General features: G+C 73.8%; 17 protein-coding genes. 4 read left to right on the top strand and 13 right to left on the bottom strand.

Annotated features, from left to right (window positions below):
* Window positions 1–43: 43 nt before the first annotated feature.
* Complete coding sequence (locus ACIOHG_RS22040) at window positions 44–1,843, bottom strand: diguanylate cyclase domain-containing protein (protein WP_400953187.1); 1,800 nt, start codon at window positions 1,841–1,843, stop codon at window positions 44–46.
* Window positions 1,844–2,065: 222 nt separating this feature from the next.
* Here ACIOHG_RS22040 and ACIOHG_RS22035 point away from each other — a divergent pair, with 222 nt between their 5' ends.
* Window positions 2,066–2,626, top strand: coding sequence for a flavin reductase family protein (locus tag ACIOHG_RS22035; protein WP_400953185.1), 561 nt, complete (start codon window positions 2,066–2,068; stop codon window positions 2,624–2,626).
* Between the two features lie 31 nt (window positions 2,627–2,657).
* On the opposite strand, the gene arfB is transcribed toward ACIOHG_RS22035, so the two are convergent.
* Window positions 2,658–3,086, bottom strand: coding sequence for an alternative ribosome rescue aminoacyl-tRNA hydrolase ArfB (arfB, locus tag ACIOHG_RS22030; RefSeq protein WP_400953183.1), 429 nt, complete (start codon window positions 3,084–3,086; stop codon window positions 2,658–2,660).
* A gap of 53 nt (window positions 3,087–3,139) precedes the next feature.
* Here arfB and ACIOHG_RS22025 point away from each other — a divergent pair, with 53 nt between their 5' ends.
* Together ACIOHG_RS22025 and ACIOHG_RS22020 are read left to right on the top strand one after the other, a co-directional pair.
* On the top strand, window positions 3,140–3,640 hold the full coding sequence (locus ACIOHG_RS22025; protein ID WP_400953181.1) for a hypothetical protein: 501 nt from the start codon (window positions 3,140–3,142) through the stop codon (window positions 3,638–3,640).
* A gap of 114 nt (window positions 3,641–3,754) precedes the next feature.
* Entirely contained in the window at window positions 3,755–4,330 is a 576-nt protein-coding gene (locus ACIOHG_RS22020) for a TerD family protein (RefSeq protein ID WP_400953179.1), read from the top strand.
* Between the two features lie 79 nt (window positions 4,331–4,409).
* Here ACIOHG_RS22020 and ACIOHG_RS22015 read toward each other — a convergent pair whose 3' ends face one another.
* The 7 genes from ACIOHG_RS22015 to ACIOHG_RS21985 form a co-directional block, all read right to left on the bottom strand.
* On the bottom strand, window positions 4,410–5,453 hold the full coding sequence (locus ACIOHG_RS22015; protein WP_400953177.1) for a hypothetical protein: 1,044 nt from the start codon (window positions 5,451–5,453) through the stop codon (window positions 4,410–4,412).
* Between the two features lie 115 nt (window positions 5,454–5,568).
* Window positions 5,569–6,066 (bottom strand): DUF3180 domain-containing protein, encoded by a 498-nt coding sequence (locus ACIOHG_RS22010; protein ID WP_400953176.1) that lies wholly within the window; start codon window positions 6,064–6,066, stop codon window positions 5,569–5,571.
* A 165-nt stretch (window positions 6,067–6,231) separates the two neighbouring features.
* Complete coding sequence (gene folK, locus ACIOHG_RS22005) at window positions 6,232–6,831, bottom strand: 2-amino-4-hydroxy-6-hydroxymethyldihydropteridine diphosphokinase (protein WP_400953174.1); 600 nt, start codon at window positions 6,829–6,831, stop codon at window positions 6,232–6,234.
* Between the two features lie 35 nt (window positions 6,832–6,866).
* Window positions 6,867–7,226, bottom strand: a complete 360-nt coding sequence (folB, locus tag ACIOHG_RS22000; protein WP_400953383.1) for a dihydroneopterin aldolase — start codon at window positions 7,224–7,226, stop codon at window positions 6,867–6,869.
* Window positions 7,227–7,409: 183 nt separating this feature from the next.
* Window positions 7,410–7,919: a nuclear transport factor 2 family protein gene (locus ACIOHG_RS21995; protein ID WP_400953172.1), complete on the bottom strand. Its 510-nt coding sequence runs from the start codon at window positions 7,917–7,919 to the stop codon at window positions 7,410–7,412.
* A 2-nt stretch (window positions 7,920–7,921) separates the two neighbouring features.
* Window positions 7,922–8,788 (bottom strand): dihydropteroate synthase, encoded by an 867-nt coding sequence (gene folP, locus ACIOHG_RS21990; RefSeq protein ID WP_400953170.1) that lies wholly within the window; start codon window positions 8,786–8,788, stop codon window positions 7,922–7,924.
* 40 nt (window positions 8,789–8,828) lie between these two features.
* Entirely contained in the window at window positions 8,829–10,667 is a 1,839-nt protein-coding gene (locus ACIOHG_RS21985; protein WP_400953168.1) for a phosphatidylglycerol lysyltransferase domain-containing protein, read from the bottom strand.
* Window positions 10,668–11,059: 392 nt separating this feature from the next.
* Between ACIOHG_RS21985 and ACIOHG_RS21980 the strand changes: the two genes are divergently transcribed.
* Complete coding sequence (locus ACIOHG_RS21980) at window positions 11,060–12,241, top strand: alpha/beta hydrolase (RefSeq protein ID WP_400953166.1); 1,182 nt, start codon at window positions 11,060–11,062, stop codon at window positions 12,239–12,241.
* Between the two features lie 55 nt (window positions 12,242–12,296).
* On the opposite strand, the gene folE is transcribed toward ACIOHG_RS21980, so the two are convergent.
* The 4 genes from folE to tilS form a co-directional block, all read right to left on the bottom strand.
* Window positions 12,297–12,902: a GTP cyclohydrolase I FolE gene (gene folE / locus ACIOHG_RS21975; protein WP_400953164.1), complete on the bottom strand. Its 606-nt coding sequence runs from the start codon at window positions 12,900–12,902 to the stop codon at window positions 12,297–12,299.
* Window positions 12,903–13,026: 124 nt separating this feature from the next.
* A complete protein-coding gene (gene ftsH, locus ACIOHG_RS21970) occupies window positions 13,027–15,069 on the bottom strand; it encodes an ATP-dependent zinc metalloprotease FtsH (RefSeq protein ID WP_400953162.1) in 2,043 nt (680 codons plus the stop codon).
* 224 nt (window positions 15,070–15,293) lie between these two features.
* Window positions 15,294–15,848, bottom strand: a complete 555-nt coding sequence (gene hpt / locus ACIOHG_RS21965; RefSeq protein WP_035864922.1) for a hypoxanthine phosphoribosyltransferase — start codon at window positions 15,846–15,848, stop codon at window positions 15,294–15,296.
* 63 nt (window positions 15,849–15,911) lie between these two features.
* Window positions 15,912–17,054 (bottom strand): tRNA lysidine(34) synthetase TilS, encoded by a 1,143-nt coding sequence (gene tilS / locus ACIOHG_RS21960; RefSeq protein WP_400953159.1) that lies wholly within the window; start codon window positions 17,052–17,054, stop codon window positions 15,912–15,914.
* Between the last annotated feature and the right edge of the window lie 49 nt (window positions 17,055–17,103).

Below are 17,103 nucleotides of genomic sequence, written 5' to 3'. Positions count from 1 at the left end.
CCAGGGCACCCTACCTGCCTCCGCCGAGGGCCCGGTACGCGGTTCAGCCCGCGCGGCGGTGCGAGCGCTCGCCGCGGGCGCCGCGCGCCGGGCCGCCGCGGGTGCGCTTCTCGTCGTACATCCGCTCGTCGGCGGCGTGCAGCACCTCGTCGATGCTCATCCCGCAGCCGGCCCAGCCGATGCCCAGGCTGACGCCGACCCGGACGGTCCGGTTGTCGATCCGCATCGGCGGCAGGATCGCCGCACGCAGCCGCCCGGCCAGCTCCTTCGCCTCCTCGCGGCCGATGCCGTCGGCGAGCACCACGAACTCGTCGCCGCTCATCCGGGCCACCGTGTCACCCTCCCGGACCACCTGCTGGAGGCGGCGGGCGATCTCGATCAGGACGGCGTCGCCGGTGTTGTGGCCGTAGCGGTCGTTGACCAGCTTGAAGCCGTCGAGGTCGCAGTAGAGGACGGCCAGGCCCTTGTCGCCGGCCGGGCCGCGGCGGTGGCCGTGCCAGAGGTCGCCGGCGGGCTGGTCGACGGACGGGACGGCGGTGTGCACGTGGTGGGCGGGGATGCCGTCGTGGCGGAGCACCTGGCCGGCCGCGAAGGCGGCGCGGTCGCGCTCCAGGGCCCCGTCGGGGGCCGCGTAGCCGTGCGCCGGGGGTACGGACGCCCCGGGGGCCGGGAGCTCGTCCAGGGGGGCGTAGGAGGTCGGGTGGGAGGCGGCGGGCGGCAGGGCCTGGCCGGGCACGCCGACCGGGTCGGGCAGCGGGGGGCGCGGACAGAGCCGGCGGGCCAGCCGGGCCCGCAGCTCGGCGCCGTTGGGCAGGCCGGTGAGGGCGTCGTGGCTGGCCCGGTGGGCGAGCTGGAGCTCGTGCCGCTTGCGGTCCTCGATGTCCTCGACGTGGGTGAGCAGGAAGCTCGGGCCCTCGGTGGCGTCGGCGACCACCGAGTTGCGCAGGCAGACCCACTGGTAGCCGCCGTCCCGGCGGGCCAGCCGCAGTTCGGCCCGGCCGCCCTCGGCGCTGGTGCGGTGCAGCAGTTCGAGGTCCTCGGGGTGCACCAGGTCGGCGAAGCGCTGCTGGCGGAGGGTGGCCCGGGGGCGGCCGAGCAGCCGGCAGAGGGCGTCGTTGACCCGGGTGAGCTGGCCCATCGCGTCGCCGTGCAGCTCGGTGATGGCCATCCCGCTCGGGGCGTACTCGAAGGCCTGCCGGAAGGACTCCTCGCTGGCCCGCAGGGCCTGCTGCTCCTTCTCCAGCCGAGCCAGCGCGCGCTGCATCTCGGCGCGCAGCCGGGCGTTGCCGATGGCTATCGAGGCCTGCAGGGAGAACATCTCCAGCGCCTCCCTGGTCCAGGCCCCGGGACGCTTGCCGCTGCGCGGGCGGTCGACCGAGAGGATGCCGAGCAGGTCCCCGCCGGCGCTGTACATGGGGGCGAGCAGGACGTCCTGGGGGTGCCAGTCGTTGCCGTAGACGGGCATCGGCCCGTCGCCGGTCCAGGTCGGGATGTCGGTGGCGATGGCCCAGCCGCGGTCGTGCGGGAGGAAGCGCAGGGTGCCCCAGTGGTCGGCGACCTGGAGCATCCGCTCCCAGGACTCCCGGGAGCCGACCTGGCCGAGCAGCACGGCGGGGCCGCCGAAGGCGCTCTCCTCGATCTCCCAGACGGCGGCGACCACCAGGTCGCCGTCGGGGCGCACCAGGCTGACCGCCGCGGCGTCGAACCCGAGCCCGTGCACCGCTCCCTCGACGACCGCCTGCAGGGTCCCCGCCAGGCTCCGGGCAGCGTTGAGGTCCGCCACGACCCGGTGCAAGGTGCGGAGGGTCGCGAGGCGGACGTAGGGCTCCGACTCGGCTTCCATGCGGGGGCTCCCCGGCTGCTCGGATAGTTCTTGAAAGGTTGTCGTCCGATTGCCAGAAGAACTGAATCACAGCGAGCACTGCGATAGGCACGCTCGGTCAGCAATAGCCCGTCAGTGTGACTCAAATCACACAATGATCAAGGAGTGGGCGACCAAGGACCGAGCGGACCTACGTCCGGGGCCCGATACCGGCTCCCCCGACCGGGGACTACCGTGCGGTACGTGCCCAGCTCCACGCAGCCCCCCACCGCCCCCGCGGCGCCCGGACCCGACGCCGGCCCGGCGCCCGCCGCCGCCCCCGACGCGTTCCGCGCCGCCCTCGCCCAACTCGCCTCCGGCGTCTCCCTGCTGACGCTGCACGACGAGGAGGACGGCGAGGACGCCGGGATGACCGCCACCTCGTTCCTGTCGGTGTCGCTGGAGCCGCCGCTGGTCCTGGTCTCGGTCCGGGAGGGCTCCCGGATGGACGAACTGCTGGCCCGGACCGGGTCCTGGGCGGTGTCGCTGCTGGGCGAGGAGCACCGCGCCCTCGCCTCGCGCTTCGCCATGAAGGGCCGGCTCAGCGACCGCCTGCTGTTCGCCGACGCCGCCTGGCGGCGCGGCCCGCACTCCGGGGCGCCGCTGATCGACGGCGCGCTGGCCACCGTCGAGTGCCGCACCGAGCGGCTGATACCCGCGGGCGACCACACCCTGGTGCTCGGCCTGGTGCTGGCCGCCGAGGTGCCCGCGCCCGGCGCCCGGCCGCTGCTGTACCAGCGCGGCGGCTACCGGCAGCTCGGCTGACGGCGGCCCGGCCGACCGGCCGCCGCCCGGCTCACTCCGGGCGGAGCCGGCCCCGCCCCTGCTTGAGGCCGGAGCGGTGCCGCTTGTTCTCCAGCCGCCGCTCGACCATGCCCCGGCTGGGCTTGGTGGCCCGCCGGGCCTTCGGCGGCGGCGCGGTGGCCTCGCCGAGCAGCGCGGCCAGCCGGGCGGCCGCGACCTCGCGGTTGCGCCACTGCGAGCGGTGCTCGGAGGCGCGGACCGTCAGCACGCCGTCCACCAGCCGGGAGGCGAGCCGCTCCAGGGCGCGCTCCTTCCACACCGGGGGCAGCGCGGTCGAGGCCGCCAAGTCCCACCGCAGCTCGACCCGCGAGTCGGAGGTGTTGACGTGCTGGCCGCCGGGGCCGGAGGAACGGGAGAAGCGCCAGACCAGCTCGGCGTCGGGGACGACCACCGAACCCCGGACGCGCACGGGCTCAGTCATGCCGCCATCATCCCGCCCGGGCCCGGCCCGCGTCACCCCGTTATCCGGGCACAATGGCGGGCGTGATCGAGCTCGGCTACTCCCTCTCCACCCGCCTCCCCGACCCCCCGCAGACCGACTACCGCACCGCGTCGGTCCGCTCGCTGCGGCACGACCTGTTCGCCGGCGACGTCTACCTGGAGACCGCCGAGGGCGCCGGCCTGGAGACCCGCTGGGGCTGGGTGCCGGTGCTGGACTTCGCCTGGGCGCTGTGCGACATCGCCGAGCGGCTGGACGCCGACCCGCGCGGCAGCCGGGAGTCCCGGGTGCGCACCGAGGACCTGGACTTCACCCAGAACACCGAGCTGCTGCGCTTCGCCCGCCGGTTCGGCTGGGTCGAGATCTCCGCCACCTGGCGCCCCGAGGACGAACCGCTGGTGGTGCGACACGCGGAACTGCGCCGCGAGGCACGGGACTTCCTGCAGGATGTACTCGCCGACCTGACCGAGCTGCACGAAGGTCTGGCCGACAACCCGAACGTCTGGACCGTGCAGGGCCGCTACCCCCGGATCTGATCCGCCGCGGGCGGCCGGCCGGGGCGGGAATCCATCCGTCCACCAACCGATGGAACCATCGACCGCCCGTCCCGCGTTCTTCCGGCAAAACCGACCGAAGGGACACCACAGACCATGCCCGTGAGCCTCTCCAAGGGTGGCAACGTCTCGCTGACCAAGGAGGCCCCCGGCCTGACCGCGGTCACCGTCGGCCTCGGCTGGGACGTGCGCACCACCACCGGCGCCGAATTCGACCTGGACGCCAGCGCGATCGTCCTGAACGGCGAGGGCCGGGTCTACTCGGACCGCCACTTCGTCTTCTTCAACAACACCAGCACCCCGGACAGCACCGTCGTCCACACCGGCGACAACCGCACCGGCGAGGGCGAGGGCGACGACGAGCAGATCAACGTCAACCTGGCCGCGCTGCCCGCCGACGTCACCCGGATCACCTTCCCGGTGTCGATCTACGACGGCAACGGCCGCGGCCAGAGCTTCGGCCAGGTCCGCAACGCCTACATCCGGGTCCTCAACCAGGCCGGCGGCGCCGAGATCGCCCGCTACGACCTCTCCGAGGACGCGGCCACCGAGACCGCGATGATCTTCGGCGAGCTGTACCGCAACGGCGCCGAGTGGAAGTTCCGCGCCATCGGCCAGGGCTACGCCTCCGGCCTGGTCGGCATCGCCCAGGACTTCGGCGTCAACGTCTGATCCGGCGTCACGCACCGCGAAGGCCCCCGCTCCTGACCGACGGAGCGGGGGCCTTTCCGCGGGCCCGGGTGACGGCCGGTCAGTTGCGGGTGGCCCGCAGCTCGGGCAGCTCCAGCAGCTCGGTCTCGTCGTGCGCGGTCAGGTCGACCACCTCGGGCTCGGTGTCGGACTCGGCGTGCTGGTGGGTCGGCGCCTGCTCCACCGCCCGGTGCGCGGGGTGTCCGGCGTCCACCGGGGCGCCGCCGACCACGGCGTAGCGCTCCGACTCGGCCACCGCCTCGTCGCCCACCACGTCGGCCAGGTCGCCGACGGCGGGGGCCGGGGCGGCCGCCCGCAGCGCGGCCCGGGCGGTGCCGGGCCGGCCGAAGAAGCTGAACGCGGTCGCCCGCGGGCGCGGCGGCGCCGGGTGCGCGGCGGCCGGGCGCTCGTCCCGCTCCCCCGCCGGGCGGGCGCCGGGCAGCGCCGGGCCGACCGGGCGCAGCGCGGTGGCGGCGGTGCCGGCGCCGTCGGCGGCCGGGACGGGCTCGGGCATCCGCGGGCGCAGCTCGACCTGGGCCCGCTCGTCGACCTCGCGGCGCGCCTCGGCGACGGCGGCCTGCCGCTCCAGGTACCGCATCGCGGCCTGGGCGCGGACGTAGCCGGCCGGGGTGAGCGGGTGCTTGGGGCGGGACGCCTCCAGCGCCTGCCGGGCGGCCTCGGCCTCCTTGAGCGCCTGCTCGGCGACCATCACGGCGCGCTCGCGCAGCAGCCGGGCGATCTCGGTCTCGGCCTTCGCCAGCCGGGACTTCTCCGCGGTCAGCCGCCGGCCGAAGCGGGTGGCCCGCTCCTCGGCGACCTCGGCCGCGTACTCGGCCTCGGCGATCTGCTCCTCGTAGCGCTCCTCGACCCGCAGCCGGCGCTGCATGGCCTGCTCGGCGGCGGCCTTGGCGGCCCGGTCGCGCTGGCGCAGCACCAGGGCCAGGCCGACCACCGCCAGGACGGCGGCGACCCCGACCGAGCGGGCCACGATCTGATCCGGACTGGCCACCAGCGCGGCCACCGCCGCGACCACGAGCACACCGGAGGCGACCGGTGGCAGGGACCGGCCGAGGACGGAGGAATGACGGTGGCGTCCGCGAGACATGGCTAGAAACTAGCGTGCGAATCGCGGCCCTGTCAGCCTCGCCCCCCATTCGGGCCTTGACAGGCCGCCGGGGCCACCTTCCGCGACCGCCGCGTCACGCTGCGTCGACCACCGGTCACCGCGAGGAGGTGGCCGTCCCGCGCGGCTGGTCCCGGTCGTCGGGGCCGCCGGGGAGCCGGCAGACGTGCTGCAGCCAGAGCGCGACCGCGATCACCGCCGCGCCGGCCAGCACCGCGAACAGCGCGGTCTGCGCCTGCGAGCGGCGGGCCGCGTTGTCGAGCTGGCCGAGCAGGAACACCCCGGTGCCCGCGTAGATCCCGGTCACCACGGCGGACACCAGCGCGCTGGCCTGGCCGAGCACCAGGGCCCGGGCCGCGTGCAGCGGGTCGACCCGCTTGGCGTCGTGCTGCCGCTCCCGGGCCGCCTTCAGCCGGGAGCGCAGCGAGAGCGTCACGGCGAGCAGCACCACGGCGACCGCCGCCAGCACGTACGGCGCGTAGCGGGGCACCGCGGGCAGCGTGTCCAGGGTGTCCCAGAGCCGGGAGGCGCCCCAGGCGAGCAGCCCGGTGATCCCGGTGATGCCGAGCAGCAGGCGGAGACGGAGCGGCTTCACGCGGACGGGCTTCCTTCCCAGTGGTGCGAGGCGGTACGAGGTGGTGCGAGGCGGCACGGTGCGGCGCGGTGCGGTCGGGTCCTTCGCCAGGGAGCTACGCCCGCGCGGCCGCGGAAGTTCCCGGACCGGTCCGGCCGGGGGTCCCCCGGCCGGACCGGCGGGCGCTCACTCGGGCAGGCGCAGCTGCAGGTCGGTGCGGAGCCGCACGCCCTGCCCGGCGGCGCCGCCGAGCCCGGCCAGCAGCTCGGCGACCGGCCCGTGGCCCGGTACCTCGGCCGCCGGGTCGGCGTCCTGCCAGGGGGCGAGGACGAAGGCCCGCTCGTGCGCCCGCGGGTGGGGCAGCGTCAGGTGCGGGTCGGTGCTGGTGACGTCCTGGTAGGCCAGGATGTCGACGTCCAGGGTGCGCGGGCCCCAGTGCACGGTGCGGACCCGGCCGAAGGCGTCCTCGACCGCGTTGGCCCGCTCCAGCAGGTCCTGCGGCGGCAGCGAGGTGCGCAGCAGCGCGACCGCGTTGAAGTAGCTCGGCTGGTCGGCGGGGCCGCCGACGGCGTCGGTCTCGTACACCGCGGAGACCGCGGTCACCCGGACCCCGGGGGTGTCCTCCAGGGCATCCACGGCGCCCTGCAGGGTCTCCAGGCGGTTGCCCAGGTTGCTGCCGAGGGCGACGGCGGCGGTGCGGGAGTCGTGCAGGGTGGACTCCACGCGGTCCACCTTGCTCTGCAGGTCGCAGGTGCTCGGCGTGGCGGTCGGGTCGGTCGTGGCCAATGGAGTTCCCTCTGCTCGGGCTCCGCCGGGCGCGGTCAGGCGCGGCCGCGGCGGATCGTGATGGTGACGTCGTCGAAGGGGACGGTGATCGGGGCGTCCGGCTTGTGCACGGTGACCTCGACCTCCTCGACCACCTCGTGGTCCAGGCACCGGTCGGCGATCCGCTGGGCCAGCGTCTCGATCAGGTCGACGGGCTCGCCGGAGATCACCGCGGTGACCTCCTCGGCGATCACGCCGTAGTGCGCGGTGCGGGTCAGGTCGTCGCCCGCGGCGGCCGGCCGGGTGTCGAGGAACAGCACCAGGTCGACCACGAAGGTCTGCCCCTCGACCCGTTCGCGTTCGAAGACGCCGTGGTGGCCGCGGGCGCGGAGCCCACGCAGGGTGACGCGGTCCAGCAAAAGAATCACTGCTCCCAGCTGACGGCCCCGCGCGGGGGCGGGGACCGGCGGGCACCGTCGCCCGCCGCCCCTCGAATCTACCTTCGAGGCCCGGGCGGCCTGGACCGCCTCCCCGGCCGCCCACCCGATCGGACCGGCTGCGGCGGCCCTTGACAGGGCTGCGGACAGGGCTGCGCTTCCCTACTCGTCGTCGTCGTCCTCTTCGTCGTCCTCGTCGTCGCCGCTGGTGAGCACCGGCGAGCCGTGGTGCGACCAGAGCCGCCAGCCGTCCGGGGTGCGGCGGAACAGGTTGGTCGACACCACCTTGCCGCCGACCAGCGGGCCCAGTTCGCCCTCCTCCTCCGGCTCGCCGCCGGAGAGGATGTTCTCGGTGCAGGTGACCAGGGCGACGTCGCCCTGCACGTCCACCTCGACGTCGGTCAGGAAGAACTGGATGTACTCGGTGTTCGCCATGATCAGCATGTAGGAGCGGGTCACCTGGGCCCGGCCGATCAGGGCCGGCCAGCCCGGGTGCACGCAGAACACGCCGCCCTTGTCGTCGGCCTGGTCCGGGCCGAGCCAGATCGCCTCGACCGCCTCCAGGTCGCCGTTCTCCAGCGCCTCGTACAGGGCCTGGTTGGCCGCCAGCACCGCTTCCTCGTCGGGCTCCAGCGCTGCCGCCCGGTCGTTGCCGCTGACTGCTTCCGCCACGCCTACCCCCTCTGCGCCGCCTGCTCCCAGGCCGCGACGACTCGTACGGCGTCAGCCGTGCCGGACACGTCATGCACCCGGACCGCCCAGGCGCCCGCCTTCGCCGACAGCACCGAGACCGCCGCCGTGGCGTCGTCCCGCTGCCGCGCCGGGCGCGGCTCCCCGGTTTCCGGGTCGGCCAGCAGCGTACCCAGGAAGCGCTTGCGCGAAGCGGCCACCAGCACCGGGCGTCCCAGTGCCGTCAGCGCGTCCAGCCGGCCCAGCAGGGCCCAGTTGTGCTCGCCGGTCTTGGCGAACCCCAGGCCGGGGTCGAGGATCAGCTGCTCCTGCTTGACGCCCGCCGCGAGCAGCTCCTCCACCCGGACGGTCAGCTCCCGCACCACGTCCTCGACCACGTCCCCGTACACGGCGAGGCGGTCCATGTCGGCGGACTGGCCGCGCCAGTGCATCACCACGAACGGGGCGCCGGTGTCGGCGACCACCCGGGCCATCTCCGGGTCGGCGAGGCCGCCGGAGACGTCGTTGACGATCCGGGCGCCGGCCGCGACGGCCGCCGCCGCGACGGCGGCCCGCATGGTGTCCACCGACACCACGACGCCGGCCCGGGCCAGCTCGGTGACCACCGGCACGACCCGGCGCAGTTCCTCCGCCTCGGTGACCCGGACCGCGCCGGGCCGGGTCGACTCGCCGCCGACGTCCACCAGGTCCGCGCCGCGGGCCACCAGGTCGAGCCCGTGCGCGACCGCCCGGGCCGGGTCCAGCCACAGGCCGCCGTCCGAGAACGAGTCCGGCGTGACGTTGACCACCCCCATCACCGCGCAGCGCGACAGGACGGGCAGGCCGGGGACGTTCTCGTTCATGCGCCCCATTATCGGTCCGCCCCGGGCGGCGCCGCCCGGGGCGGACCCGCTACGCGGCCCGGCCGAGCTGCTCGCTCTGCTCCGGCATCAGGCCCTGGCGCTGCCGCTTGCGGCCGAAGCGCGGCATGCCCAGGGTGATGAAGGCCTCGGCCTGCATCGCGGCGAAGCCGATCCGCGGCAGGTCGCGGGTGTGCTGGTAGACCAGGAAGCGCGGCTCCCAGGAGGGCTGGAACTTCGCGTTGAACTTGTACAGCGACTCGATCTGGAACCAGCGCGACAGGAAGACCAGCAGCCCGCGCCAGGCCCGCAGCACCGGCCCGGCGCCGATCCGCTCGCCGCGGGCGAGCGCGGAGCGGAACATCGCGAAGTTCAGCGAGACCCGGCGGACGCCCATCGCGCCGACCTCCTGGAGGGCGGCGACGATCAGCAGCTCGTTGAGGCCGGGGTCGGCCTCCCGGTCGCGGCGCATCAGCTCCAGCGAGATGCCGTCCTCGCCCCAGGGGACGAAGTGCAGCACCGCCTTGAGGTCGTCCCCGGTGTCCGGCTCGCCCTCCTCGGGGGCCTTGTGCGCGGTGACCACCACGCAGTCGTCGTCCCCGGCGTCGCCGAACCGGCCGAGCGCCATCGAGAAACCGCGCTCGGTGTCGGTGCCGCGCCAGCGGGCGGCGGCGTCGGCGATCTGCCGCTTCTCCTGCTGGGTGAGGTCGCCGACCCGGCGGACCCGGCAGGAGTAGCCGTTGCGCTCGATCCGCTTGACCATCTGGCGGACGTTGCGCATGGCGCGGCCGGAGAGCGAGAAGGAGGCGGTGTCGACGATCGCCTCGTCGCCGAGTTCGAGCGCGTCCAGCCCGGCCTCCCGGGTCCACACCTCGCCGCCGACCTCGGAGCAGCCCATCACGGCCGGGACCCAGGCGTGCTCGCGGGCGGTCGCCATGAAGACCTTGATCGCGCCGGGCCAGGCCTCGACGTCGCCGACCGGGTCGCCGGAGGCCAGCATCACGCCGGAGACCACCCGGTAGGAGATCGCGGCCTTGCCGGTGGGCGAGAACAGCACGCTCTTGTCGCGGCGCAGCGCGAAGTAGCCCAGCGAGTCGCGGCGGCCGTGCCGGGCCAGCAGCTCGCGGACCTTGAGCTCGTCCTCGGGGGTGAGCTCCGGCTCGGGCTTCTCCGGGCGCAGCGCCAGGTAGGCGGTGGTGAGCGCGGTGACCAGGCCGAGCGCGCCGAGCGAGTAGCCGACCAGGTCGCCGATCCGGTCCGAGGTGTAGTGGATCGGGCCCTCGAAGCCGAACAGGCCGTAGCCGATGTGCTCGAAGCGCTGGAACAGCGTCGGGTCGCCGACCTCGGACTTCCACCGGACCGAGACGATGACCAGGCCGAGCAGCACCGAGACGGCGCTCAGCACCACGAAGTTGAGGACGGCCCGCCAGCGGGTGCGCGGGTCGGCCTTGGCGTAGAACTCGCGCTGGTGGATCAGCAGGACGGCGAGCAGCGCCAGCGAGACGACCGCCTGCCCGACCTGGTGCCAGCGCAGCAGGTGCAGCGCGGCGCCGACCGGCAGCAGCACGCAGACGGCGCGCCAGGCGCGGCGCTTGCGGCGGCGCAGGGCGTGCGCGAGCAGCACCAGCAGCATGCCGACCATCAGCGTCCCGGCGGCGGCCAGCGAGGTGGTGCCGCCCGGGAGGTGCCCGGCCCAGTTGTGCATCTTGGTGAGCCGGAGCTTGGGGAAGATCGCGCAGGCGATGTCGATCAGTCCGATCGCCAGCGCGGCGTACCCGACCGCGCCCGGCAGCCAGGCCCGCGGCACGGCGGCGGCCTGGGTGCGGAGCGTCTGCAGTCCCCGGCGGCGGGGGGCTTCGGAGGTCGGCTCAGCGGACACGGGGGCACTCATGGGAAGTCAGCCTAGAGGCACCGGGGCGCTGCTCGCGCACTCCGGGGGCGAGCTGGTGATGGACCTTCATGCCTGTTCCTTTTTCTGGCAATCCGCACGTCAAAGAGGGTCCGAGGAAAGAATCGGAGGCGTCCGCCAGGGGTCGGACCGAACGCCTGCGCTCATCGGACCGGGGGATGCGGCCGCGCCCACCGCCGCGCACCCGTGGCCACCGGTACGGCGGTTCGGCGCGTCTTCCCCCGGGTGGACGCCGCATCCTACGGCGTCGGTTCCCCGGTGCACAGCCACCTTTTCGCACTGGTTTCCGACGCCCGGTCAGAGTACCCCCACTGGCTCCCGACGATGCGTCAGATGACGATGGGCGGGCGCGAGTCGAGGAGGGACCGGAAGGCATGGAGCTGACCAGCCGGGCACTGGTGTACACCCTGGGCGCGGTGGCGGCCGTCGCCCTGCTGGCCACTCTCTGGCTGTGGCCCCGGCTGGCCCGCCAGCGACCGCTCCCGCTGCTCGGCCGGCTCGGACTGCTCGCCGTGGTGCAGCTCTCCGTACTGTCGGTGCTGCTGCTCTCGGTCAACGACGCGTACGGCTTCTACACCTCCTGGAACGACCTGCTGCGCCCCGGCGGCGCCCCGGTCGCGCTGGCCGCCGCGCACGCCCCCGGCGCCGCCCCGACCGGCGCGGCACTGGTCCGGCCGACCGACGAGGGCGGGCTGGCGGGCGTCAAGGACGTGCTGCCGGCCGGGCCGCCGGAGCAGGTCGGCCGGGTCGACTCGGTGCGGATCACCGGGACCGAGTCCGGGCTGTCCGACCAGGTCTTCGTCTACCTGCCGCCCGAGTACTTCAACCCGCGCTACGCCCGCGAGCGCTTCCCGGTGCTGCTGGCGCTGGCCGGCTACCCCGGCCCCTCGCTGGCCCTGATCGACGGGCTGCGGCTGCCGTCCGCCGCCGCCGAGCTGCAGCGCGACGGGCGGATGGCGCCGACCGTGGTGGTGATGGCCCGCCCCACCGTCGCCCCGCCCCGCAACACCGAGTGCGTGGACGTCCCCGGCGGGCCGCGGGCCGAGACCTGGTTCGCCAAGGACGTCCCGGCGGCGCTGCGCTCCGCGTACCGGGTCGGCCGCTCGGCCGCCTCCTGGGGCGTGTTCGGGTACTCGACCGGCGGCTCCTGCGCGCTGCGGATGGCGATGCGCGAGCCGGGCGCGTTCGGCAGCGCGGCCGCGCTGCACGCCGACTACGCGGTGCCCGCGGACCGCTGGACCGACGGCGACCTGTTCCGCGGCGACAAGGCGGCCGCCCAGCGCTCCGACCTGAACTGGCGGCTGGCCAACCTGCCCGCCCCCGCCACCAGCCTGCTGGTGGTCTCCACCCGGGCCGAGGAGGACTTCGCAGCCACCGAGCAGTTCCTGGCCGGCGCGCAGAAGGTCGCCGCCGCCCACCCGGAGTTCACGGTGGACTCGCTGGTGCTGCCCGACGGCGGTCACTCCTTCGAGACCTGGCGCCGCGAACTGCCCGCCGCCCTGGAGTGGTTCGGCGACCACCTGGCCCCGCCGGCCGACCGCGAACCACGACAGTAGGAAAGCGAAAAGGGCGCACCCCTCGGGGTGCGCCCTTTTCGCCGTCGACGGCCCGTCAGCGGGCCATGATCAGGCTCATCGCCTCGTTCCGGGTGGCCGGGTCGCGGAGCTGGCCGCGGACCGCCGAGGTGATGGTCTTCGCCCCGGCCTTGCGGATGCCGCGCATCGACATGCACATGTGCTCGCACTCGATCACCACGATCGCGCCCCGCGGCTCCAGGATCCGCATCAGCGCGTCCGCGACCTGGCTGGTCAGGCGCTCCTGCACCTGCGGCCGGCGGGCGTACACGTCGACCAGCCGGGCCAGCTTGGACAGACCGGTGATCTTGCCGCTGCTGGACGGGATGTAGCCGACGTGCGCGACGCCGCGGAACGGCACCAGGTGGTGCTCGCAGGTGGAGAACACCTCGATGTCCTTGACCAGCACCATCTCGTCGTGGCCGAGGTCGAAGGTGGTGGTCAGCACGTCCTCCGGCTGCTGCCAGAGCCCGGCGAATATCTCCCGGTAGGCGCGGGCGACCCGGGCCGGGGTCTCCAGCAGGCCCTCGCGGTCCGGGTCCTCGCCGACGGCGATCAGCAGCTCGCGGACGGCGTTCTCGGCCCGCTTCTGGTCGAACTGGCCGACGGCGGCCTCACCGTCGAGCGTCACCGGGTCGATCATGCGTGCCTCGCTGCTCGTCAGTCGGGAAAATCTCGGTCAAGAGGGGAGCTGCAGCACGGATGCCGCGCCTCCAGGGTACAAACCCCGGAAACGCGGCATCCATTCCGAACAGGCGGTCGAACCGTCAGCTCTCGACCTGGCCGCCGTCGACCGGCGGCAGCTTGACCACGTCGACCGGGTCGGTGCCGGTGGTGGCGGCGCCGTTGGTCAGCGCCAGCTCCTTCGGCGACTGCACCGGCGGCCGGGTGGACGGGGTGCGGCGGGCCGAGCCGGTCCACGCCGGACGCGGGGGGCGCTTGATGACCGGAGCGAAGATCTCGGCGATCTGCTCCTTGTTCAGCGTCTCCTTCTCCAGCAGTTCGAGCACCAGGTTGTCCAGCACGTCCCGGTTCTCGACCAGGATCTCCCAGGCGTCGTTGTGGGCGGTCTCGATCAGGCTCTTGACCTCCTCGTCCACCAGCCCGGCGACCTCTTCCGAGTAGTCGCGCTGGTGGCCCATCTCGCGGCCCAGGAAGGGCTCGGAGTCGGAGGTGCCGAACTTGATCGCGCCGAGCCGCTCGCTCATGCCGTACTGGGTGACCATGGCCCGCGCGGTGGCGGTGGCCTTCTCGATGTCGTTCGAGGCACCGGTGGTCGGGTCGTGGAAGACCAGCTCCTCGGCCGCCCGGCCGCCCAGCATGTACGAGAGCTGGTCGAGCATCTCGTTGCGGGTGGTCGAGTACTTGTCCTCGTCCGGCAGCACCATCGTGTAGCCCAGGGCGCGGCCCCGGGACAGGATGGTGATCTTGTGCACCGGGTCGGAGTAGTTGCAGGCCGCCGCGACCAGGGCGTGGCCGCCCTCGTGGTACGCGGTGATCTTCTTCTCCTTCTCGGACATGATCCGGGAGCGCTTCTGCGGACCGGCCACGACGCGGTCGATCGCCTCGTCCAGCGTCTGGTTGTCGATCAGCTTCTTCTCGGAGCGCGCGGTGAGCAGCGCCGCCTCGTTCAGCACGTTCGACAGGTCGGCGCCGGTGAAGCCGGGGGTGCGCTTGGCGACGGCCGAGAGGTCGACGTCCGGCGCGATCGGCTTGCCCTTCTGGTGCACCTTGAGGATGTCCAGTCGGCCCTGGAGGTCCGGGCGGTCGACCGCGATCTGCCGGTCGAAGCGGCCGGGGCGCAGCAGCGCCGGGTCCAGGATGTCGGGGCGGTTGGTGGCGGCGATCAGGATGACGCCGCCCTTGACGTCGAAGCCGTCCATCTCGACCAGCAGCTGGTTGAGGGTCTGCTCGCGCTCGTCGTGGCCGCCGCCGAGGCCCGCGCCGCGGTGCCGGCCGACGGCGTCGATCTCGTCGACGAAGATGATCGCCGGAGCGTTGGCCTTGGCCTGCTCGAACAGGTCGCGGACCCGGCTGGCGCCGACGCCGACGAACATCTCGACGAAGTCGGAGCCGGAGATCGAGTAGAACGGGACGCCGGCCTCGCCGGCCACGGCGCGGGCCAGCAGGGTCTTGCCGGTGCCGGGCGGGCCGTACAGCAGCACGCCCTTGGGGATCTTGGCGCCGACGGCCTGGAACTTGGCCGGCTCCTGCAGGAACTCCTTGATCTCGTGGAGCTCCTCGACCGCCTCGTCGGCGCCCGCGACATCGGCGAAGGTGGTCTTCGGGGTGTCCTTGGTCAGCAGCTTGGCCTTGGACTTGCCGAACTGCATGACCCGGGAGCCGCCGCCCTGCATCTGGTTCATCAGGAACAGGAAGACCACCACGATGATCACGATCGGCAGCATCGAGAAGAGCAGGCTGACCAGGGTCGACTGCTTCTCGGGGCTGACGGTGTAACCGCCCGGGATCTGGCCCGCGTCCTGCTTGGCCTGGAGGTTCTTGGCCAGGTCGGCGGCCTGCTGGTCGCCGGTGTAGGAGGCCTGGAAGCGGGTGCCGGACGGCGACTTGCCGTTGGCGCCCGGCTTCAGCTTCTGGCCGTCCTGCAGCTGGATCTTGATGAGGTTCGAGTCACCGGTGGTGAGCTGCGCCGACTTCACCTGGTCGCTGTTGATGGCGCTGATGACCTGTCCGGTGTCCACAGTCTTGTAGCCGCTCGGGTCCGAGACGAGCTCCATGAGTGCGAACACGGCGAGGGCGGCCAGCACGACCCACATGATCGGCGCACGGAAGTATCGCTTGACGTCCATCCATGCGGGGCGTCGCCGCCCCGTCCCTCCTGCCAATTCGACGGGCGCTGCTCGGCTGTTGGGGCCTTGGCGCATCCGATATGTGCTCGTAAGACGAGCGGTTGATGGGACCGTACCGCAGCGACCCCCGGTCCCGGCGGGATCGCACCACGGTGCGGCCTATTTTCCTACCCCCGCACAACGGGTGGGAACAGGGCACTGTTCCCACCCGTCGCCCGAACGGTTCAGCCCCCGTAGACGTGCGGCGCGAGGGTGCCGATGAAGGGCAGGTTGCGGAGCTTCTCCGCGTAGTCGAGGCCGTAGCCGACCACGAACTCGTTCGGGATGTCGAAGCCGACGTACTCGACGTCGATCTCCACCTTGGCGGCGTCCGGCTTGCGCAGCAGGGTGCACACCTTCAGCGAGGCCGGGCCGCGCGAACCCAGGTTGCCGAGCAGCCAGGACAGCGTCAGGCCGGAGTCGATGATGTCCTCGACGATCAGCACGTCCCGGCCGGCGATGTCGGTGTCGAGGTCCTTGAGGATGCGCACCACGCCGGAGGACTTGGTGCCCATGCCGTACGAGGAGACCGCCATCCAGTCCATCGTCACCTGGCTGTGCAGGGCGCGGGCCAGGTCCGCCATCACCATGACGGCACCCTTGAGGACGCCCACCAGCAGCAGGTCCTTCCCGGCGTAGTCCTGGTCGATCCGCGCGGCCAGCTCCACCAGCTTGGCGTCGATCTCGTCCTTGCTGATGAGCACCTTCGCGAGGTCTGCGCCCATGTCGTTCTGGTCCACCGGGGATACGTCCTCAAACGCTCGGGGTCGGGGTTCGGCGGCGGCGGTACGACTCGTTCGTGCTCAGCCGCCCGGCCGCCGAAACACCAGCGTGCCACACCGGCGGACGGCTTCGACGCCCCCGGGTAGGTGCAGCGGGCCCTGGCCGCGCCAGCCGGTGACCAGCAGGTCCGCCGCCTCCAGGTGGCGGGCGAACAGGTCCCCGGCCGGGCAGCCGGCCCGCAGCGCCGCCCGGCGCAGCACCCGGCGGCGCACCGCGGGGGGCAGTTCGGCGAGCTTGTCGGTGTCCAGGCCGCCGTCCGCGGCGCGCAGGTCGCGCTCGGCGAGGGCGGCCCACTGGTCGAGCGCGTCGGCGTCGTCGCGGAACAGCCGGGCGGTGCGGGCCAGCGCCTCGACCACCCCGCCGCCGAGGTGCTTCTCCAGCACCGGCAGCACCTCGTGCCGGACCCGGGAGCGGGTGTAGGCCGGGTCGGTGTTGTGCGGGTCGTCCCAGACCGGGATGGACTGGGCGGTGCAGGCCTGGCGGGTGGCGGCCCGGTCCAGCTCCAGCAGCGGGCGGCGGTAGCGGCCCTTCTGGGCGGGCATCCCGGCCAGCGAGCGGGCCCCGGAGCCGCGGGCCAGGCCCAGCAGCACCGTCTCCGCCTGGTCGTCGCGGGTGTGGCCGAGCAGCACCGCCAGCGCGCCGTGGTGCTCGGCGGCCCGGTCGAGGGCGGCGTAGCGGGCGTCCCGGGCGGCGTTCTCCGGGCCGCCCTCGCGGCCGACCCGGACCGCGACGGCCTCCACCGGGTCGAGGCCGAGTTCGCGCAACCGGACGGCGACCAGTTCGGCGCGTTCGGCCGACCCGTCCTGCAGGCCGTGGTCGACGGTGACGGCGCCGACCCGCAGGCCGAGCTTGGGGGCCTCGAAGGCGGTGGCGGTGGCCAGCGCCATCGAGTCGGCGCCGCCGGAGACGGCCACCAGCACCAGCGGGGAGCCGGGCGCGGCCGGGGTGCGGGGCAGGCCGGAGGGGTGTCGGCGGGCATTGCCGATCAGGGTGCCGGGCACCGTCACGGTGCCGGCCAGGACGGGCACCGGGACGGGTGCGGGGGCCGGGACGGCGCGCTCGCGCACCGCCCCGCCCGGGGCCGCGCCCGCCTCGGCGGCGAGCTCGGCGAGGGTACGGCGGACGGCGAGGCGTATCGCCGCGACAGCGGGGTGTGGGCCCATGGTTGGCACTCCTTGGCGGAGGGGGGTACGTCGGCCGCCTGTCAGCTCT

Source organism: Kitasatospora sp. NPDC088134, assembly GCF_044741705.1.
Taxonomy (GTDB): domain Bacteria; phylum Actinomycetota; class Actinomycetes; order Streptomycetales; family Streptomycetaceae; genus Kitasatospora.
This window is presented reverse-complemented; position numbering and strand designations above follow the sequence as displayed.